Origin of the sequence: Serratia marcescens subsp. marcescens ATCC 13880 (assembly GCF_017299535.1) — a bacterium.
GTDB classification, from domain to species: Bacteria; Pseudomonadota; Gammaproteobacteria; order Enterobacterales; family Enterobacteriaceae; genus Serratia; species Serratia marcescens.
In genome coordinates this window covers 1,873,010-1,891,116 of record NZ_CP071238.1, presented here as the reverse complement: position 1 = coordinate 1,891,116, position 18,107 = coordinate 1,873,010, and the positions used below count along the sequence as shown (strand labels likewise).

The following is an 18,107-nucleotide window of genomic DNA, read 5'->3' as shown; positions in this document are numbered from 1 at the left end:
ACAAAATATAAACATTACACCGATAACGGATAGGCGCTTAATTATTTATTACTCGAGATTAAATCAGCTGTAAATAAACCGCTTTGGCGGTAGCGGCGGTCTTATTGGCGACAGAAAGTTTTTTAATCGAGTTGCCGATGTGGAAATTGACCGTGCGCTCGCTCACCCCCATCAACAACGCGATCTCTTCCGCCGTTTTCCCTTCGCTGCACCAGCGTAAAATGTCTTTTTCGCGCAGCGTCAGCACATCTTTTATCGCGTCATCATTCACCGATATCAAGGCCTCCCGCAGCGTTTTATGGGCGGTTTGCGCCAGCCAAAGGAAAAAAGTTTCATTTGCCGCACGCACTTGCGGCGTTTGCTCGGGTAGCGCTCTACCGGCAAACGTCAGGATCCCCAACCTGCCATAGCAATCCTTGACCGACTGCGACCAACCGGCGCACAGGCCGAATTGCGCCATACGCCGCCAAAGCGTCGGCCGCTCATGATAAAAGCTTTCGTCCCACTGGAACTGCAGCGTGGAATGGTGAGCACGCTCAATAACCGGATCCTGCAAATACACCCGCTGCCGCCGATAATCTTCGAGATAGTTCGTTGAAATATTCCCTTCGATCAGCATCTTGGGGCTGCTGGCCGGATAACAGGAAAACACGATGTAAGAGAAATAATCAAACCCCAACGCCTCGGCGCAGGGCCCCAGCTGCGTCAGAAAGCATTCGCGATCGGCCAGGCTGCCAATCACCTCCGCCATGAGCCGTTGAGTGCGGGTATCCATAACGCAGGTTCTCCAGATAGCGATGTCGATTTATCGATAGGTCAGGTTCACTATAGAATATCGCCGCCCGGCGCCAGTAGCCGTTTCATATAATAAAAAATACCAACGCTATAACGAAAACAGCTATTCCCCTTAAAATAAGCCTTTTTATTGCGCCGAACAGGAAAACTACGCGAATAGCATACTCTCCTCGGCACGTAAACCTGTCATTTCTACCGTTAGACAGCCAGGACACCACCAATTACTTTCCAGACAGGCACCCAGTGCCGCCGTAAATCCAAAGAGATAATAAGCATTTGCGAATTTCGCATGGCATACAGTGACGGGGATTTTCTATGGCAGAAAGTAATGCGGCAATTCAATCGGCTGCGATTATCGGCGCGGGAACGATGGGCAGAGGCATCGCTTATCTTTTCGCGCAAAAAGGCATTCGCACGGTGCTTTATAATCGCAACGGCAATACCCTCAATCAGGCTCGCGAATATATCGCGCAAGACCTGAACAAGAAAGTCGAACAGGGCAAGATCGCGCTGCAGGATAAAGGCGCGGTGCTGGCCAATCTAATGTTCACTTCAGTGTTTGAGGCCATCGCCGACAGCGAGCTGGTGATAGAAACCATCGCCGAGCAAGAACAAACCAAACTTGAGGTGCTGGCGGCCATCGCCGCGGTGGTCAAGCCCGACACGCTGATCGCCACCAATACCTCCTCACTGTCGCTTAACAAGCTGGCTACTGCGGTGACGCACAGCGAACGCTTTATCGGTTTGCATTTTTTCAACCCCGCGCCGCTGATGAAGCTGATTGAAATCATTCCGGCCTACTTTACCGCGCACGCCACCACCGAACGCTGCCGCCAACTGGTGGCGGCGTTGGGGAAACACGATGTCGTCTGCCAGGCCACGCCGGGGTTCATCGTCAATCGCATGGCCCGCCCCTACTACCTGGAAGGGTTCCGCCTGTTGGAAGAACACGTGGCGCGCGCGGCTCAGATCGACCGCGCCCTCAAGGCCGGCGGGCGCTTCCGCATGGGGCCGCTCGAGCTGACCGATTTTATCGGCCAAGACATCAACTATCAGGTCAGTCGGCAAATCTGGCAGGATATGCAATACGACCCGCGCTATACCCCCGGTCATCTGCAGCGTTCACTGGTCGATGCCGGTCTGTTGGGGAAAAAGAACGGCCGCTCCTATTTTGCCGCCGAAGAAACCGCCCCGCCGGTGACGGCCGCCAGCAATGCAGACGTCGAGACGCTGCGCGTTTACGGCGAGCACCCTTTTTTTACCCTGTTACAGCAGCGAGCCGCGCTTCAGTGGCCACAGCTGCGCGTGGAACAACGGCCGGCATTACCGGGGCTGGGGTCGGCCGTCCAGATCAATGACGCTTTCACCGTCAGCATCACCGATGGCCGCACGGCGAGCCAACTGGCCGAGCAGACGGCAGCGGATGCCTTTGTGGTCGATGTCGCCCTGAACTACGCCGACACGACGTATCTGGCGGCGGCGCACAGCCGCCACGCCTCTGCGGCCAATAAGGCGCTGTTTTTACGCCTGCTGCACACGGCAATCCCGCAGGTTGAATTTATCAAGGACTCTCCGGCGCTTATCGTCGCCCGCGTCCTCAGCAGCCTGATCAATGAGTCGGTGATCATGGTGGAAAGCGGCGTCTGCAGCCGGGAAGACATCGATGTCGCCGCCGTCGCGGGCGTTAACTACGCCGGCGGCATTTTCGACTGGCTCGGCAAACTGGGGGAGAAAAACGTCAGGACAACGCTGAGCAATCTGGCTCAGCTGCTGCACGCGGCGCGCTATGCGCCGCATTACACCCTTCTGCACGCCGCGCAACCGGCGCTGACGACCACGCCTTAAGGATCCATGATGAGCATTAACGATGACGGCGTTTATCTGATCGACGGCACGCGCACGGCGATCGGCGCCTATGGCGGCAGCCTGGCGCATACCCGTCCCGACGACATGGCGGCGACGATCATTCGCGGCCTGCTGCAGCGCCATCCCGCGGCGGAAGCAGATCTGGACGAAGTGGTTCTGGGCTGCGCCAACCAGTCCGGCGAAGACAACCGCAACGTCGCCCGCATGGCGACGCTGCTTTCCGGGTTGGATCCGTCGGTGCCGGCCATCACCCTCAACCGCCTTTGCGCCTCCGGGTTGGATGCGGTGATCTACGCCGCGGCGAAAATCCGCAGCGGCCTCAGCGAACTGATTCTGGCCGGCGGTGTGGAAAGCATGAGCCGCGCGCCCTATGTGCTGAGCAAAGGCGAAACGCCGTTCGACAAGGGGGTAAAGCTGTACGACACCACGTTGGGGTGGCGCTTTGTTAACCCGCGGCTGGCGCAGCGCTACGGCAGCGATCCGCTGGGCATCACGGCGGAAAACGTGGCCCAACGGCAACATATCTCACGCGAGGAACAGGATCTGTTCGCGCTGGGCTCGCAGCAAAAAGCCCGCCGGGCGATCGACAGCGGCCGGCTGGCGCGGGAAATCACGCCCGTGGACGTGCCGGCGGATCGTAAAACTACCCGCACATTCGCGCAGGACGAATTCCCCCGGCTCAGCACGCTGCAACAGCTGCAGGCGCTGAAACCGGCGTTCTCCGTCGGCGGTTCGGTCACCGCAGGCAACGCTTCCGGCATCAACGACGGCGCCGCCGCGCTGCTATTAGCCTCCGGCCGCTACGTGAAACGCCAGGGGTGGCAACCGCTGGCGGAGATCGGCGACAGCGCGGCCGCCGGCGTTGAACCGGCGCTGATGGGGCTGGGGCCGATCGCCTCCACCGAGCGCTTGCTGCAGCGCGGCGGCTTCACCTTGAACGACTTCGACATCATCGAGATTAACGAAGCGTTCGCCTCACAGGTTCTGGCGGCGCTGAAACACTGGCGTATCGGCGCCAACGACGCGCGGGTCAACCCGAACGGCGGCGCCATCGCACTCGGTCATCCGCTGGGGATGTCCGGCGCGCGCCTGGTGCTGTCGGCGGCGCTGGAATTACGCGACCAACAGGCGAACAACGCATTGGTGACGATGTGCGTCGGCGTCGGTCAGGGGCTGTCATTAAACCTTAAAGCCGTTTAACACAAGGAACATACGATGAGCGTACTGAACATTCTTGAAGAAAAGCTGGCGGAAACCAAAAAACAGGGGCGTTTTCGCGAGTTCCTCAACCTTGAACGCGGCGTGCAGGACAAACCCTGGGCCACCAGCCACGGCCATCACGGTGAGCGCCGTCTCAACGTCTGGTGCTCGAACGACTATCTGGCGATGAGCCACCACCCCAAAGTGCTGCTGGCCACCACCGACGCGGTTAACCGGGTCGGGCTGGGCACCTGCGGCGCCCGCAGCATTTCCGGCACCTCGGTCTACCACAGCGAGCTGGAAACGCTGCTGGCCAGCGCCTACGGCAAAGAGTCGGCGCTGCTGTTCACCACCGGTTTCGGCGCCAACGACGCCACCTTGTCCACCCTGTGCGACGCCATTCCCGATCTGATCGTGTTCTCCGACGAGCTGAATCACGCCTCGATGATTTACGGGATACGCTACAGCAAGGCGGAGAAAAAAATCTTCCGCCATAACGACGTGGCGCACCTCGCCGAGCTGCTGCAGGCCGCCGATCCGGCGCGGCCAAAGCTGATCGCTTTCGAGTCGCTGTATTCCATGGACGGTGACTTCGCCCCCCTGGCGCAGATCGTGGCGCTGGCGGAGCAGTATCAGGCGCTGACCTATCTCGACGAGATCCACTCCGCCGGCGTCTATGGCGAACGGGGGCTGGGCTACGCCGAACAACTGGGCCTGCTGGATAAAATCACCATTATTCAGGGCGGGTTCGGCAAATCTTACGGTGCGGCGGGCGGCTATATCGCCGCGCCCCGCTCAGTGGTGGAGGCCGTGCGCAGTTGGGCTCCGGCATTCGTCTTCAGCACCTCGTCGCCGGCGCCGGTGGTGGCCGCCGCACTGGCCAGTTTTAAATACAACCTCGAGCATGACACCCAACGCAAACACCTGCTGGCGATCGTCGATCACCTGAAAACCGGCCTGCGCGCCGCCGGCATCCCGCTGGTGTCGGCTGACAGCCATATCCTGCCGCTGCTGGTCGGCGATCCGCACCGCAACAAACACATCAGTAAAGTGCTGCTCGATGAGCACGATATTTACGTGCAACCGGTCAATGCCCCGACGGTGCCCGCAGGCAGCGAGCGGCTGCGGGTGACGCCGACCTCGGCGCACTCCCATGCCGACGTGGAGACCTTCCTGGCGGCGCTGGGACGAGTCTGGGCGGCGAACGATCTGCGGAGGGCGGGATGAAGTTAGCGGATTATAACGGCCATCTGATCACGCTCTGTCTGATGGCGACCGGTACCTTCGCCATCGGCACCGACGCCTTTATCGTCGCCGGCGTGCTCAGCGACATTTCCGATACCTTTGCCGTCAGCCCCGCGCAAGCGGGGCAATTGATATCGGTATTCGCGCTGGCTTATATGTTGTTCGCCCCCCTCACCGCCTGGCTGCTGGGCAACGTCAACCGCAAGCATATCCTGCAGTTGGCGCTGGTGCTGTTCATCGCCGGCAACCTGGCCTGCGCCTGGGCCACCAGCTACCTGCAGATCTCGTTCGGCAGAGTGCTGGCGGCATTGGGGGCGGCCTGTTACACGCCGCAGGCCGCCGCCGCCGCGGTGGGGCTGGTGGCGGAAAAACGCCGCGGCCTGGCCATTTCCATCGTCTATGGGGGCATGACGTTGGCTATTGCGCTCGGTATTCCGTTCGGCACCTTTCTCGCCAAACTGATCGGCTGGCGTGAAATCTTCCTGTTCATCGCCCTGCTGGGGGCGATTGCGCTGCTGGGCCTGTCGCTGGCGCTGCGGGCCATTGCGCCTCCGGGCAAGCATTCGCTGAAAGAGCGGCTCGCCCCGCTGAGACAAAAGGCGGTGCTGACCACGCTGCTGATCACCTTTTTTGCCGTTTGCTCGGAACACATCGTCTATAGCTACGTCAGCGTGTTGCTGAAAAACACCCAGTTCGGCCCGCAGGCGATCCTGCCCCTCGCGCTGCTGGTGTTCGGCATTGGCGCGGTGATCGGCAATTTTGCCTCCGGCGCGTTAACCGATGCCCTCGGCAGCAAGTTCGTGCTGCTGTTTTCCGTGGCGATCCAGACGCTGTCCCTGTTTCTGCTGGCCTTCTATGTCACTTCCCCCTGGTGGGTGCTGGCCATCTTTCTGGTCTGGGGCATCACCGGCTGGATGTATCTGGTGCCGATCCAGCATCACCTGTTGTCGCTATCGAAACGCTTTGGCGCGCTGACCGTATCGCTCAACAGCTCGGTGCTGTACGCCGGCATCGCGGCGGGCGGCATGCTGGGCGGCCTGACGATCTACGCGCTGCCGGCCTATTACCTGCCGCTGTTTTCGCTGCCGCTCGGCGCCATCGCCCTGCTGCTGACGCTGCTGTTTTTCCGCGGGGAGGCCAGCGATGAGTGAATCACCGCCGGTGCTTTACGAACGTTATGGCGCGCAGGTTGCGGTCATCACCCTCAATCGGCCGGAAAAAAAGAACGCCATCAACCTGCAGATGGCCGAGCTGATCCGCACCTACCTGCGGCAGGCGGATAACGATGACTCGGTGCGAGCGATCGTCCTGGCCGGTCAACCGGCGGTATTTTCCGCCGGCATGGATATCAACGCCTTTCATCAGGGTGAACTGCCCATCGTCACGCCGGAGGGGTTTGGCGGGCTGATCCATGCACAGATCGCCAAGGTGATCATCGCCGCCGTTGACGGCATCGCGTACGGGGGCGGATTTGAGCTGGCCCTGGCGTGCGATCTGATCGTCGCCGGCCAGGACGCGCGCTTCAGCTTCCCCGAAACCGGGCTCGGGTTAGTCGCCGCACAAGGCGGGTGCGCGCGCTTGCCGGCGCGTATTTCCCCCTATGTCGCGCTCGACTGGCTGCTGACCGGCAGAACCGTCGGCGCACAGGAAGCGTTGTCACACGGCGCCATTTCTCGCATCAGCGAGGGGGCGGCCCGGGAAGAGGCGCTGCGCATCGCCGAACAGATCGCCGGAAAAGATCTTGCCGCCAGCCAGGCGGTTAAGGCCATTGTGCGCCAGGGGCTGGCGCGGCAAGAAGCCCCCTCATTCGATTTTCAACAAGGCCCGGTCGAGCGCCTGCGTCAGGCTGCCGCCCGTCGATAATGCCCCTGCCGGTTCGCCTGAACCGGCATTTCCCGTTTGTCCTCCACCGCTCATTTTACACAGCCTGCCTCTCGGCGCTGGGCTACACTGCCGGTAGCCCTAATGCGCTGATAAGGAAAAACAATGCGCCACTTGCCTCTGCTGACCCCCAGACTGATCCTGCGCCCGTTCACCGCCAACGATCTGCCCCACTTTACCGCCTACCGCAGCCACCCTGACGTGGCGCGCTATCAAAGCTGGAGCGACTACAGCGCCGCCGAGGCACAGGCCTTTTTCGCACAGCAACGGCGGCTCGAATTCAACCGTGACGACAGCTGGTTTCAACTGGCGGTCGAACGCCGCGAGGACGGCGCGTTGCTCGGCGATATCGCGGTGCATTTCTTCGATGAGGGGCGCCAGGCTGAACTGGGCGTGACCTTCGCGCCCAGTCACCAGCGTCAAGGACTGGCGCGCGAAGCGATGACCGCCGTCATCGCTCTGCTGTTCGGGCCGCTGGCGAAGCACCGTATTACTGCGGTGGTGGACGCGCGTAATCTTGCCGCCGCCACGCTGTTCAGCAAACTGGGTTTTCGGCGCGAGGCCTATTGGCGGCAAAACGTGTTTTTCAAAGGCGCATGGGGCGACGAATTCGGTTTCGCCCTGCTGCAAAGTGAATGGCGGGAGAATGCAAGGCATGACGTTGCTGAATAAATACCTTGGGCAATACCAGTTCTCGGAACGGCATGCGATCGCCATCGCCGCGCCGCAGGCGAGGATCCTGGCGGCCGTGGCCGCCTACGATCCCAAGCACGATCGTTTCTTCCGCAGCATGATAGCGCTGCGCGAATTGCCTGCGCGGCTAATGCCGCGCCGAACGCCCACCCCGCCGCCGTTTGGCCTGCATAACTTTTGCCTGCTTGAGCAGGATGACAGCGCGTTGGTCTATGGCCTGATCGGCCGATTTTGGCAGGCTGAATACGGCCTGGAGCAGGTCGCCGACGGGGCGGGGTTTCTGGCTTTCGCGCAGCCCGGCGTCGCCAAACTGGCGCTGGGTTATATCGTGAGTCCCCCAGAGGGCGGGCGTTGTCGTCTGGTGACGGAAACGCGCATCTTCTGCCCCGACGACGCCAGCCGGCGGCGGTTTACCCCCTATTGGTATGCTATTCGCCTGGTGAGCGGGTTGATACGGCGCCGTATGTTGCGCGCCATTAAAACCGCCAGCGAAAAGCAGGCGGTGAATCATTCACCGGATTGATTAATTTAAGAGCATTCTTAGAGAATGAAAATCATTATCAGCCTATTTTTTAATCACAACAAGATAGTGTGAGAAGCCATTAACCCCGCCCCCTGCGGGGATTTTTTCGCCTATTTATCACCTGTTTCAGGAAATGCCTGCATAAACAGGAAGGTGCAAGGCTTGCGTTGATACTGATTGATCTGCGGCACCAGCCGGGTGAAATGCTCGGTCTGACAATGCGCGTCCAGGGCGGCGCGATCCGGCCAGCTTTCGATAAAAATAAAATGCCCGGGATCCTGCTGGTCGATGCACAGTTCATAACTGATGTTCAGCGGCTCTTGACGGGTTTTCTCCACCAGCTCGCGATACCACGGCATAACGGTGTCAACGTGTTCCGGGTGGATAAAATCTTCAGCGATGACCTTCAGCATGTTGCGCTCCTGCATTCTGTTTTGCCGTGCCTCACCTTATCGCCCTCACTCCCGAGATGAAAGCGCCATACTCCAGGTCTATCGCCGGGTTGCCAATTCGGTGATAGCGCACACAGATCTCGATCAAAGCGCTTGAACGCGCCCTGGCCCTGTGTGAACGTCTGATTAACAAAAAAGCAACACACCATTCACCATGGTGATGTCTGCATTAACCTGCCGACCCGATATGCGGCATTTTTTTCATCCTTAAAGGCCTGACCATTAGACCTTTAAGGCTCACGAAGAAAGTCCGCTGTTACCGTCGTGTTGAGGGCAACGGCGCCAGGACGGTCCTTATGACCGACGCTTGTCATTCTCAGAAGAGAGGTTACCGCCAGTGAATCACGCCACCTATGCCGTTCCTGCGCTCAACGCCGCCATTCGCAAAACCTGGCGCAGACTGGTGCCCTTGATGTTCGCCATGTACTTCATCGCGTTTATCGATAGGGTTAACGTCGGCTTTGCCAAGGACGCGATGGCCATCGATATCGCACTGTCGCAATCCGCCTTTGCACTGGGCGCCGGAATATTTTTTGCCGCCTATGCGCTGTTTGGCATCCCGGCCAACCTGCTGATGAACCGCTGGGGGGCCAAACGCTGGCTCAGCGCCACCACCGCGCTGTGGGGGGCGCTGTCAGCCTGCACCGGGCTGGTGACCAATGAACAGCAATTTATCGTTCTGCGGTTTCTGCTGGGGATCGCCGAAGCCGGCTTTTACCCCGGCATCCTGCTGCTGGCGTCGATCTATTTTCCCAATAAGGTGCGCGCCTCGGTTATTGGCATTTTCGTGCTTGGCGTGCCGGCGGCCCTGACGCTCGGCTCACCGCTGTCGGGGGCATTGCTGGAGATGCACGGCGTGTTGGGTAAACCCGGCTGGTTCTGGATGTTCGTGCTGGAAGGGCTGCCGGCCGTCGCCCTCGGCGTCTTCGCCTTTTTCTATCTCGACGATAACCCACGGCAGGCCCGCTTTCTGACCGAGGAAGAACGCACGGCGCTGGTGACACAATTGGCCGATGAACAGCAGCAGACCGAAACCAGCAGCGTCAAAGCGGCGATGAGCAGCGGCACCGTTTGGCATCTGGCGTTGATCTACGGCACCCTGCAGATTGGCGTATACGGCCTGATGTTTTTCCTGCCGTCGCAGGTCGCTTCACTGATGGGCACCCATCTCGGCTTCAAGGCCTCGCTGGTGGCCGCCATCCCCTGGGCGTTCTCCGCACTGGGCGTCTATTTCCTGCCGCGCTATGCCGACAGAAACACCGCCAGAAGATTACCGATCGCCGTCGGGTGCATGGTCGCCGCGGCGCTGGGGTTGGTGGTGTCTTCCTATGCCGGCCCTCTGCTCGCCATCGTCGCCCTGAGCTGCTGCGCAGTCAGTTTCCTGGCGGTGCAGCCGATTTTCTGGACGTTTCCCGCGCAGGTGCTCACCGGCCCGGCGCTGGCGGCCGGCATCGGTTTTTGCACCACGCTCGGCGCCGCATTCAGCTTTTTAGCCCCGCTGATCCGCACGGAGGCGGAACAGCGTTTTCACAGCCCGCATGCCGGGCCATTGGTGCTGGCCGCCTTTTCGCTGCTGTGCGCCACGCTGTTGTGGGCGCTCAGAAACCGGCGCGCCGACGTGAGCAAGCAAGACGCGGAGATTGCCGGATAGCGGCGCGTTATTTAACCCTTATTGAACCTGCGGATGGGACACTGGCTCTCAGCCCTCTCGCCCGCAGGTGTTAAATGGATGAATTGACGCACATTATCGCCAAATACAGTCCGGAACCGGGGATGTTGCTGCTGCTGATTTTCCTGTTCGCGCTGGGAAAATCCGTGATCGTGGTGTCTTCCGCCCTGCCGCCCGCCTCGGTGACGCTGCTGATGGGCATCGTTGCAGGCAAGCACGCGCTGCCCTTCGGCGCGGTTTGGGCTGCCATCGCCCTCGGCGCCGCGTTGGGCTCGATCCTGTCTTTCCACTGTGGCGCACGGCTGCACGGCCGCGATCTTGGCTGCCGGCTGCCGGCACGCTTTCACGCCCCGCTGCGCAAAGCGCAACGTTCCTTGCAAAAGCGCGGACTACCGCTGCTGTTCGCCTCGCGTTTTCTGGCGGTGATGCGTTACACCGTGCCGCTGATGGCCGGCATGCTGCAACTGCCGGCGCGGCGCGTCTATACCACCGCCGCGCTCTCGGCCGCCGTCTGGGCGCTGCTTTTGATGTCGGCGGCGCATTTATTCCCCCGCTTCTTGACCTGAAAGATTCTTGGGCAAATGGCTCGCCCCTACGCCGACATTGCGCCAGCGCACAGCCTCTCTTGCCGTATAAACTGCGGTGCGACACCGCAATTTGCGCCAGATCACCTTTCTGAACATCAGTCGAAAAATGCGAATTTTTTTGCAAAAAGCGCGCTTAAAACGGCGCAATGAGGGAACAAGCAAAGAAAAGCCTGAGCGTAACACGCTGATTTGGTTGGTGGGTGGTACAGGGTTCGAACCTGTGCCTCATTGATTAAGCGTCAACTGCTCTACCGACTGAGCTAATGACCCAACGCGGTAAGTTGCCCTCCTCGTCAGTGCCGCTGTCAAACGCTTCCACTCATTACTTTTTCTCATGCGAATTTTACAACCCTTTGTTTAATCAACGAGATAAGCCGCATAAGGTCTGTTAATCCCATCTTTTGAAGAGTAATCTTCCGCTCCCTGAACGTCCGATTTGCCTCCTCCGTGTAAAGATTGATCGACTTTTATCCCACGTATAAATGTTGTAAACATGTTGCACAAAGGTGGCGTTATTGCACTACCTTACTAAAGCCGGACCAACCGGATAAATGTATAAAAAAGAGCCACTTCAGAGCTCACGACTTCACTAATGACAGGTAAAACAGGACATCATCAGATGGTAGATCACTCTAAAATAGCGACTGACGCGACGCCCGCTTCAGAAGATCATCTACGGCGAAACCTCACTAACCGACATATTCAACTGATCGCCATCGGCGGCGCCATCGGCACCGGTCTGTTTATGGGCTCCGGTAAAACCATCAGCCTGGCCGGCCCTTCGATCATCTTCGTGTACATGATCATCGGCTTTATGCTGTTCTTCGTGATGCGCGCCATGGGCGAGCTGCTGCTGTCCAATCTGGAATACAAATCGTTCAGCGATTTCGCCGCGGATCTGCTCGGCCCGTGGGCCGGTTTCTTCACCGGCTGGACCTACTGGTTCTGCTGGGTGGTCACCGGCATCGCCGACGTCGTGGCGATCACCGCCTACGCCCAGTTCTGGTTCCCCGAGCTGTCGCAGTGGATCGCTTCACTGCTGTGCGTGCTGTTGCTGCTCGGCCTTAATCTGGCGACGGTGAAAATGTTCGGCGAAATGGAGTTTTGGTTTGCGATGATTAAAATCGTCGCCATCGTCGGGCTGATTGTCGCCGGGCTGGTGATGATCGCCATGCAGTTCCAGTCGCCGACCGGCACCGTGGCCTCATTCACCCATCTGTGGAATGACGGCGGCATGTTCCCGAAAGGCATCAGCGGCTTCTTCGCCGGCTTCCAGATCGCGGTATTCGCCTTCGTCGGCATTGAGCTGGTGGGCACCACCGCCGCGGAAACCAAGGATCCGGAGAAGTCGCTGCCGCGCGCCATCAACTCGATTCCGATCCGCATCATCATGTTCTACGTGTTCGCCCTGATCGTCATCATGTCGGTAACGCCGTGGAACTCCGTGGTGCCTGACAAGAGCCCGTTCGTTGAGCTGTTCGTGCTGATCGGCCTGCCGGCCGCGGCCAGCGTAATCAACTTCGTGGTGCTGACCTCCGCCGCCTCTTCCGCCAACAGCGGCGTGTTCTCCACCAGCCGCATGCTGTTCGGGCTGGCGCAGGAAGGCGACGCGCCAAAATCGTTCGCTAACCTGTCCAAGCGCGCGGTGCCGGCCAACGGCCTCACCTTCTCCTGCATCTGCCTGCTGGGCGGCGTGGTGTTGATTTACCTGATCCCGAACGTGATGACGGTCTTCACTCTGGTGACCACCGTATCGGCGATTCTGTTCATGTTCGTCTGGACCATCATCCTGTGCTCGTACCTGGTCTACCGTAAACGGCGCCCGGCGCTGCACCAGAAATCGATCTACAAGATGCCTGCCGGCAAACTGATGTGCTGGGTGTGCATGGCGTTCTTCGTGTTCGTGCTGGTGCTGCTGTCGCTGCGCGAAGACACCCGCCAGGCGTTGATCGTCACCCCGCTGTGGTTCATCGTGCTCGGCCTGTCTTACGTGTTCCTGCGCAAGAAGAAAACCGCGTGATGCAAAAAGGGGCGGATCTCTCCGCCCCTTTCTTTTTATGCCTCTGCGCTAATCCGCTTCCGTCGCCACCGCCGCTTTATCCTTGCGCCGCACGCGCAGCTCGCTGACCACCACCCCAATCACGATCAACGCGCCCCCCAATAACGCCACGCCCGGTAAACGCTCACCGGCGAGCCGCCCGACGATGCCCGCCCAGACCGGTTCACCGGCGTAGATCACCGTAGCGCGCGTGGGTGAAACGCTGCGCTGCGCCCAGTTCATGGTCAGCTGAATCAACGCGCTGGCCAGCCCCAGCCCTATGGCGCTGTACAGCAGGTAATCCGAATACGGCGGCGGCGGCTCGCCGGTCGGCACCATCATCAAAAACGAGGCCAGCGAGGCGGTCGCCAGCTGTACTATGGTCACGCGGCGGATATTCACCTTGCCGGCGAAAGCGCCGATGAGGATGATCTCTGCCGCCATGCCCAGCGTGCCGGCCAGCGTCAGCATTTCGCCGAGGCTCAGCGTCATGTCGGTGCTGCTCGGCGCCGCCAGCAGCATCAGGCCGGTAAAGGCCAGCAGAATGCCGATCCACGACATGATGCCGGGGAAGCGCCCCAGCACCAGCCATTGCAACAGCGGCACGATCGGCACGTACATGGCGGTGATGAACGCCGATTGGCTGCTGCTAATCGTCTGCAGACCGACGGTTTGCATGCTGTAGCCGAACATGATCGCCAGCCCGATCAGGACGCCCGCCTTCAGTTCATACAGGGTCAGGCCGCGCAGCACGCGCAGCGAAAACAACGTCAACGCCAGCGTGGCGGTGGCGAAACGCAGGCCGACAAAAAAGAACGGCCCGCTGACTTGCATCGCGTGATGCACCGCCAAAAAGGTGCCGCCCCAGATCATCGTGATGAAAATCAACACCGCTTCCGGCAGCCTGATCTGCGGAACCACGGCGGAAATAAAGGATTTTTTTGCTGCTGACACCGGCTTGCCCTTCCTGCTGAGTGCAATATAATGCACAGATCCTGCCAGTATGAGATAAAGTCCGGCGATGAGCAATACGGCGCATAACGCGAAAACCGATCCCCCCAAAGTGCTGCAGTACCTGAGCAGCAATCTGCGCGGCTACCGCCAACAGGCGGGCCTGAGCCAGATGGCGCTGGCCGAGCTTTCCGGCGTCAGCCGCCGCATGCTGGCGGGCATCGAGGCCGGCGATCGCAACGTCAGCCTGGCGGTGCTCGACAAGATCGCCGCCGCCCTGGCGATTTCCTTTACCGATCTGATTCAGGCGCCGGAGGCTCGCGGCAGCCATCTGGTGGGCGAGTTGGCCTGGCAAGGCGCACAGCCGGGCAGCCAGGCGCTGTTCGCCGCCAGCGTGCCGGCGCGCCAACGGGCCGAGCTGTGGGAATGGACGCTGATGCCGGGTGAGCGCTATGACTCGGCGCCGGACGCCGAAGGCTGGAGTGAAATGATCTACGTGATTGCCGGCACCCTGACGTTGGAACTGGAACAAGGCACGCTGACGCTCAGCGCCGGCGCCGCGCAAACCTTCAACAGCGATCAACGTTACGCTTACGCCAACCACGGTGACCTCCCGCTGCGCTTTATCCGCAACGTCGCCTTCTGACTGCCCGCCGGCCCGCGCCGGCGGCGGATGTCATGTCGCTGTCGTGCCGCTGTCGTGGCGCCGCCTCCCCGCGCCTCCTACACTGGATGACAGTGACAGCGAACTCGGGAGTGCATCATGCAAAAGTACCGCATCAGGCCGTTACGTCTGGAGAAAGGCTGGTCGCAGGAACAGTTGGCGACCATCGCCGGCCTCAGCACCCGCACCGTACAGCGGATTGAAAACGGCGAACAGGCCAGCCTGGAAACCTTGACCGCGATCGCCGCCGCGCTGGGCGTGCAGGTCCGCGATCTCAACGCACAGCCGCAACAGACAATAGAGGAGGCGCCTGACGAACAGCGCCTTCGTCGCCAGGTCGCGGCAGAAGGCAAACTGCTGAGCATGGCGGTGCGTTTCGCCGTGATTGGCGTGATGTTGTTCGCCATCAATTGGTTTACCCACCCGCACTATCTCTGGTCGCTGTGGGCGATCGGCGGCATGAGCCTCGCGCTGGTCATGCGGGCGGTGCGCACTCTGCTGCTGCGCAACGTCTTCAGCCGCTGGCAGGAACAGCGGCTGGCGCAAAAACTCAGGCGTCTGCCGTGAGCGTTAGCCACTCGGCCAGCCGGGCCAACGCGCTGCCCGGCACGATCGCCTGCGGCGACAGCAGGTAATAGCCGCTGCCGTCGGGCGTAAAACCGAACGGCGCGCTCAACAAACCGGCGGCCAGATCGTCTCGCACTTGCAACCACGGGCCGATCGCGATGCCAAGACCGGCGACCGCCGCCTGCAGGCTGAAATAGAAATGATCAAAGCGCTGCTCCGAATGCCCTGCCAACGTCATCCCCTGCTGCTGCGCCCAGTGCCGCCAGGCATCCGGCCGGGTGGCAGAATGCAGCAGTTTAGTGCCGGGCCGCAAACTCCGCAGGCTGCCCTTGGCGATCGTCATCCTTGCCAATGCCTCGGGTTGGCACACCGGCCCAACCTTTTCACTGAACAGCGCCAGGCTATGCACCTGCTTTCCCCAATCGAAGTCATTGCGCCTGATCGCCGCCGTAATGCCGTCATGGAACGAAAACGGCCCGCCACCGGCCACCAGTTGTAAGTTGATATCCGGGTGCGCCTGCTGAAAAGCCGGCAGGCGCGGGATCAGCCAACGCATCAATAAGGTCGGTTCGCAGGACAAGACCAGCGGCGCGTCGAGCGCCTGCTGACGCAGTTCCAGCGCGGTATGATCCAGAATGCCGAAGGCCTGCTGCGTCGCCTGAAACAGCTTGCGGCCCGCCGCCGTGAGCAGTACCCGCCGATGGCGGCGCTCAAACAACGCCACGCCCAGTTCCTCTTCCAGCGCCCGCACCGCCCGGCTGACGGCGCCATGCGTCAAATTCAGCCCCTGCGCCGCCTGCGTAAAACTTTCCAGCCGCGCGGCGGCCTCGAAGCAGCGCAGCCCGCCCAACGGCAACGGCCTGCCGGTTTTGCGTGAGTTTTTCTCACCGATATTGTCACTATTCATCGTTTGTCACCGAGAAAAATTACTCTTATAAATCAGTCACTCTATTGATAAACACCGCAAGGATAACTATGACTGAACTCATCGCTGTCGTCACCATTACTTTACTCGCCGTGATAAGCCCGGGGCCGGACTTTGCCATGGTCTCACGCAATAGCCTGTTGCTTTCGCGCCGCGCCGGCGTCTTGACCGCCTGCGGCATTGGCGCCGGGGTGCTGGTCCATGTCAGCTATACGCTGATTGGCGTCGGCGTATTGATTCAACAGTCGCCCTGGTTGTTTAACCTGCTTAAAGCCATCGGCGCCGCCTACCTGATCTACCTCGGCGTTACGCTGCTGCGCAACGCGGCGCATCATGACGCAGCCCCCAGCACAGCGCCGGCCGCCATCAGCGATTTCGCCGCCTTGAAAACCGGTTTTTTCACCAACGCGTTAAACCCGAAAACCACTATCTTCATCGTCAGCCTGTTCATGCAGGTGGTTTCTCCGCACACCCCGCTCGGCGTGCAAATCGGCTATGGTCTTTTTATCGCCGCCGTCCATATCTTCTGGTTTGCCGCCGTCGCGCTGCTATTTTCCGCACCGGGCGTCAATGCGCGCTTTTTGCGTTTGCGCCGCGGCATCGACCGCACCTTTGGTGGGCTGCTGATCGCCTTTGGCGCCCTGCTGGCGATCGCCGGCATCAAGTAACGCCAAGTTCGCCATTCGCTTCTATGCTTATCAGGGGTTTTTGTTAATCATCTGAGCGGGAGTACGGAACATGACGAAACTGTTGGTGCTTTATTACTCAATGTACGGCCACATCGAACGCTTGGCGCAGGCGGTGGCCGAAGGGGCGAATCGGGTCGATAACGTGGACGTGACGATTAAACGCGTGCCGGAAACCATGACGCCGGAGGCCTTCGCCAAGGCCGGGGGCAAACAACATCAACAGGCGCCGGTCGCCACCCCGCAAGAGCTGGCGGACTATGACGGCATCATCTTCGGTACGCCGACCCGCTTCGGCAATATGGCCGGGCAAATGCGCACCTTCCTCGATCAGACCGGCGGCCTGTGGGCTTCCGGCGCGCTGTATGGCAAGGTAGGCAGCGTCTTCTCCTCCACCGGCACCGGCGGTGGCCAGGAACAGACCATCAGTTCGACCTGGACCACGCTGGCGCACCACGGTTTCATCATCGTGCCGATCGGCTATGCGACGCAGGAGCTGTTTGACGTTTCACAGGTGCGCGGCGGTACTCCGTATGGCGCCACCACCATCGCCGGCGCCGACGGCTCGCGGCAGCCGAGCAACGAAGAGCTGACCATTGCCCGTTATCAGGGCGAACACGTGGCCAAAATCACCGCCAAGCTGAAAAGTTAAGCGCCCTCCAGCCTCGTGATCCAAAGGGCCGCGCATTCGCACGGCCCCCATCTTGTTGCCGACCTGCCGCAAGGTTAGAATGCCCCTCCCCCGGCCATTCAGCGTCTGAAGGCCAGGCCCGAATTCGTTCTGCCCGTCGCTCATCCGCTTTCAGCCCGAGGACGGGCGTTCTGTTTTTTGCGCACAGCGAAGGGAATAAGTCAGTGTCTAAAGATTTTGATGAACTAATAAGAGACATGGATCTTATTATTGAAAATGTAGACAGCTTCAAGGCTCTGGCTCCGCGCGCGCCCGAGCCGGCTCCGGCCCCGCCGCCGCCGGTTCATCACTACGACTCGTTCTGCGAAAACATCGCGCTGAAAGTCGTCTTGAAGGTGCTGCTGTCTTCGGTGGACAAAATAGTCAAAGTGCAGATCGCCAACAAGGTCGAGCAGGAAATCGCCCAGATCGAACAGCAGGTGGTGCGCGCCGGCGGCGGCCCGGTATCACCGGACGATCTGGCGCAGATGACGCATTACGTTCGCCGCACGGTCAACGACCTGCTGGAATAATCCCCCCTTTGAAACGGCGTCTGTTGGACGCCGTTTTTATTTCCGCCGCATTTCACGTGCGGCGTGGCTGTACCATGACTGACACATTCACAACATGAATATGTTGCATTGTTGTATTCGTTTCACTGCGATAAGTTTAATTTACTGTAAATATATACAGTA

At 60.2% G+C, this 18,107-nt stretch carries 19 protein-coding genes and 1 tRNA gene; 15 read left to right on the top strand and 5 right to left on the bottom strand.

Annotated elements, in window-relative coordinates:
* Nucleotides 1–58: 58 nt before the first annotated feature.
* Nucleotides 59–775 carry a LuxR family transcriptional regulator gene (locus J0F90_RS08905; protein WP_033640772.1) on the bottom strand — a complete coding sequence of 239 codons (717 nt, stop codon included), beginning with the start codon at nucleotides 773–775 and terminating at the stop codon, nucleotides 59–61.
* Between the two features lie 335 nt (nucleotides 776–1,110).
* Between J0F90_RS08905 and J0F90_RS08900 the strand changes: the two genes are divergently transcribed.
* The 7 genes from J0F90_RS08900 to J0F90_RS08870 all read left to right on the top strand — a co-directional run bounded on the left by J0F90_RS08900 (nucleotide 1,111) and on the right by J0F90_RS08870 (nucleotide 8,203).
* Nucleotides 1,111–2,640 carry a 3-hydroxyacyl-CoA dehydrogenase NAD-binding domain-containing protein gene (locus tag J0F90_RS08900; protein ID WP_028128009.1) on the top strand — a complete coding sequence of 510 codons (1,530 nt, stop codon included), beginning with the start codon at nucleotides 1,111–1,113 and terminating at the stop codon, nucleotides 2,638–2,640.
* Between the two features lie 9 nt (nucleotides 2,641–2,649).
* On the top strand, nucleotides 2,650–3,861 hold the full coding sequence (locus J0F90_RS08895) for an acetyl-CoA C-acyltransferase (protein WP_033640773.1): 1,212 nt from the start codon (nucleotides 2,650–2,652) through the stop codon (nucleotides 3,859–3,861).
* Nucleotides 3,862–3,876: 15 nt separating this feature from the next.
* Entirely contained in the window at nucleotides 3,877–5,088 is a 1,212-nt protein-coding gene (gene hemA / locus J0F90_RS08890) for a 5-aminolevulinate synthase (RefSeq protein WP_015377390.1), read from the top strand.
* Nucleotides 5,085–6,257 (top strand): MFS transporter, encoded by a 1,173-nt coding sequence (locus tag J0F90_RS08885; RefSeq protein WP_033640774.1) that lies wholly within the window; start codon nucleotides 5,085–5,087, stop codon nucleotides 6,255–6,257. Before hemA ends, J0F90_RS08885 begins: the two co-directional genes overlap by 4 nt.
* Nucleotides 6,250–6,969: an enoyl-CoA hydratase-related protein gene (locus J0F90_RS08880; protein WP_033640775.1), complete on the top strand. Its 720-nt coding sequence runs from the start codon at nucleotides 6,250–6,252 to the stop codon at nucleotides 6,967–6,969. Before J0F90_RS08885 ends, J0F90_RS08880 begins: the two co-directional genes overlap by 8 nt.
* A 123-nt stretch (nucleotides 6,970–7,092) precedes the next feature.
* Nucleotides 7,093–7,659, top strand: coding sequence for a GNAT family N-acetyltransferase (locus J0F90_RS08875; protein ID WP_033640776.1), 567 nt, complete (start codon nucleotides 7,093–7,095; stop codon nucleotides 7,657–7,659).
* On the top strand, nucleotides 7,643–8,203 hold the full coding sequence (locus J0F90_RS08870; RefSeq protein ID WP_033641446.1) for a hypothetical protein: 561 nt from the start codon (nucleotides 7,643–7,645) through the stop codon (nucleotides 8,201–8,203). Before J0F90_RS08875 ends, J0F90_RS08870 begins: the two co-directional genes overlap by 17 nt.
* A gap of 110 nt (nucleotides 8,204–8,313) precedes the next feature.
* Here J0F90_RS08870 and J0F90_RS08865 read toward each other — a convergent pair whose 3' ends face one another.
* Complete coding sequence (locus tag J0F90_RS08865; protein ID WP_033641447.1) at nucleotides 8,314–8,616, bottom strand: putative quinol monooxygenase; 303 nt, start codon at nucleotides 8,614–8,616, stop codon at nucleotides 8,314–8,316.
* Nucleotides 8,617–9,067: 451 nt separating this feature from the next.
* Between J0F90_RS08865 and J0F90_RS08860 the strand changes: the two genes are divergently transcribed.
* Both J0F90_RS08860 and J0F90_RS08855 read left to right on the top strand, forming a co-directional pair.
* Nucleotides 9,068–10,306, top strand: coding sequence for an MFS transporter (locus J0F90_RS08860; protein WP_261313350.1), 1,239 nt, complete (start codon nucleotides 9,068–9,070; stop codon nucleotides 10,304–10,306).
* Nucleotides 10,307–10,380: 74 nt separating this feature from the next.
* A complete protein-coding gene (locus tag J0F90_RS08855) occupies nucleotides 10,381–10,890 on the top strand; it encodes a DedA family protein (protein ID WP_033640778.1) in 510 nt (169 codons plus the stop codon).
* A 215-nt stretch (nucleotides 10,891–11,105) separates the two neighbouring features.
* Here the strand turns inward: J0F90_RS08855 and J0F90_RS08850 are convergent.
* Nucleotides 11,106–11,181 (bottom strand) — tRNA-Lys (locus J0F90_RS08850).
* 349 nt (nucleotides 11,182–11,530) lie between these two features.
* Here J0F90_RS08850 and cycA point away from each other — a divergent pair.
* A complete protein-coding gene (gene cycA, locus J0F90_RS08845; protein ID WP_028128006.1) occupies nucleotides 11,531–12,931 on the top strand; it encodes a D-serine/D-alanine/glycine transporter in 1,401 nt (466 codons plus the stop codon).
* Nucleotides 12,932–12,979: 48 nt separating this feature from the next.
* Here the strand turns inward: cycA and J0F90_RS08840 are convergent, their stop codons facing one another.
* Nucleotides 12,980–13,903: a DMT family transporter gene (locus J0F90_RS08840; RefSeq protein ID WP_033640779.1), complete on the bottom strand. Its 924-nt coding sequence runs from the start codon at nucleotides 13,901–13,903 to the stop codon at nucleotides 12,980–12,982.
* 67 nt (nucleotides 13,904–13,970) lie between these two features.
* Here J0F90_RS08840 and J0F90_RS08835 point away from each other — a divergent pair, with 67 nt between their 5' ends.
* Both J0F90_RS08835 and J0F90_RS08830 read left to right on the top strand, forming a co-directional pair.
* Nucleotides 13,971–14,546, top strand: a complete 576-nt coding sequence (locus tag J0F90_RS08835; protein WP_015377381.1) for a helix-turn-helix domain-containing protein — start codon at nucleotides 13,971–13,973, stop codon at nucleotides 14,544–14,546.
* Between the two features lie 117 nt (nucleotides 14,547–14,663).
* Nucleotides 14,664–15,131 carry a helix-turn-helix domain-containing protein gene (locus tag J0F90_RS08830; RefSeq protein ID WP_033640780.1) on the top strand — a complete coding sequence of 156 codons (468 nt, stop codon included), beginning with the start codon at nucleotides 14,664–14,666 and terminating at the stop codon, nucleotides 15,129–15,131.
* On the opposite strand, the gene J0F90_RS08825 is transcribed toward J0F90_RS08830, so the two are convergent.
* On the bottom strand, nucleotides 15,115–16,038 hold the full coding sequence (locus J0F90_RS08825) for a LysR family transcriptional regulator (RefSeq protein ID WP_033640781.1): 924 nt from the start codon (nucleotides 16,036–16,038) through the stop codon (nucleotides 15,115–15,117). The two genes, J0F90_RS08830 and J0F90_RS08825, sit on opposite strands and share 17 nt — an antisense overlap.
* A 68-nt stretch (nucleotides 16,039–16,106) precedes the next feature.
* On the opposite strand from J0F90_RS08825, the gene J0F90_RS08820 reads away from it, so the two are divergent.
* From J0F90_RS08820 to J0F90_RS08810, 3 genes are all read left to right on the top strand, one after another.
* On the top strand, nucleotides 16,107–16,724 hold the full coding sequence (locus J0F90_RS08820; RefSeq protein WP_033640782.1) for a LysE family translocator: 618 nt from the start codon (nucleotides 16,107–16,109) through the stop codon (nucleotides 16,722–16,724).
* A 70-nt stretch (nucleotides 16,725–16,794) separates the two neighbouring features.
* Nucleotides 16,795–17,394, top strand: a complete 600-nt coding sequence (wrbA, locus tag J0F90_RS08815; protein ID WP_004928045.1) for an NAD(P)H:quinone oxidoreductase — start codon at nucleotides 16,795–16,797, stop codon at nucleotides 17,392–17,394.
* 236 nt (nucleotides 17,395–17,630) lie between these two features.
* Nucleotides 17,631–17,945 carry a hypothetical protein gene (locus J0F90_RS08810; protein WP_016928271.1) on the top strand — a complete coding sequence of 105 codons (315 nt, stop codon included), beginning with the start codon at nucleotides 17,631–17,633 and terminating at the stop codon, nucleotides 17,943–17,945.
* The last annotated feature ends 162 nt before the right edge of the window (nucleotides 17,946–18,107 follow it).

Bases quoted from the DNA above. Each gene is read 5' to 3' on its own strand.
- J0F90_RS08905 (WP_033640772.1), bottom strand. From the start codon at position 775: ATGGATACCCGCACTCAACGGCTCATGGCGGAGGTGATTGGCAGCCTG.
- J0F90_RS08900 (WP_028128009.1), top strand. From the start codon at position 1,111: ATGGCAGAAAGTAATGCGGCAATTCAATCGGCTGCGATTATCGGCGCG.
- J0F90_RS08895 (WP_033640773.1), top strand. From the start codon at position 2,650: ATGAGCATTAACGATGACGGCGTTTATCTGATCGACGGCACGCGCACG.
- hemA (WP_015377390.1), top strand. From the start codon at position 3,877: ATGAGCGTACTGAACATTCTTGAAGAAAAGCTGGCGGAAACCAAAAAA.
- J0F90_RS08885 (WP_033640774.1), top strand. From the start codon at position 5,085: ATGAAGTTAGCGGATTATAACGGCCATCTGATCACGCTCTGTCTGATG.
- J0F90_RS08880 (WP_033640775.1), top strand. From the start codon at position 6,250: ATGAGTGAATCACCGCCGGTGCTTTACGAACGTTATGGCGCGCAGGTT.
- J0F90_RS08875 (WP_033640776.1), top strand. From the start codon at position 7,093: ATGCGCCACTTGCCTCTGCTGACCCCCAGACTGATCCTGCGCCCGTTC.
- J0F90_RS08870 (WP_033641446.1), top strand. From the start codon at position 7,643: ATGACGTTGCTGAATAAATACCTTGGGCAATACCAGTTCTCGGAACGG.
- J0F90_RS08865 (WP_033641447.1), bottom strand. From the start codon at position 8,616: ATGCTGAAGGTCATCGCTGAAGATTTTATCCACCCGGAACACGTTGAC.
- J0F90_RS08860 (WP_261313350.1), top strand. From the start codon at position 9,068: ATGTTCGCCATGTACTTCATCGCGTTTATCGATAGGGTTAACGTCGGC.
- J0F90_RS08855 (WP_033640778.1), top strand. From the start codon at position 10,381: ATGGATGAATTGACGCACATTATCGCCAAATACAGTCCGGAACCGGGG.
- cycA (WP_028128006.1), top strand. From the start codon at position 11,531: ATGGTAGATCACTCTAAAATAGCGACTGACGCGACGCCCGCTTCAGAA.
- J0F90_RS08835 (WP_015377381.1), top strand. From the start codon at position 13,971: ATGAGCAATACGGCGCATAACGCGAAAACCGATCCCCCCAAAGTGCTG.
- J0F90_RS08830 (WP_033640780.1), top strand. From the start codon at position 14,664: ATGCAAAAGTACCGCATCAGGCCGTTACGTCTGGAGAAAGGCTGGTCG.
- J0F90_RS08825 (WP_033640781.1), bottom strand. From the start codon at position 16,038: ATGAATAGTGACAATATCGGTGAGAAAAACTCACGCAAAACCGGCAGG.
- J0F90_RS08820 (WP_033640782.1), top strand. From the start codon at position 16,107: ATGACTGAACTCATCGCTGTCGTCACCATTACTTTACTCGCCGTGATA.
- wrbA (WP_004928045.1), top strand. From the start codon at position 16,795: ATGACGAAACTGTTGGTGCTTTATTACTCAATGTACGGCCACATCGAA.
- J0F90_RS08810 (WP_016928271.1), top strand. From the start codon at position 17,631: ATGGATCTTATTATTGAAAATGTAGACAGCTTCAAGGCTCTGGCTCCG.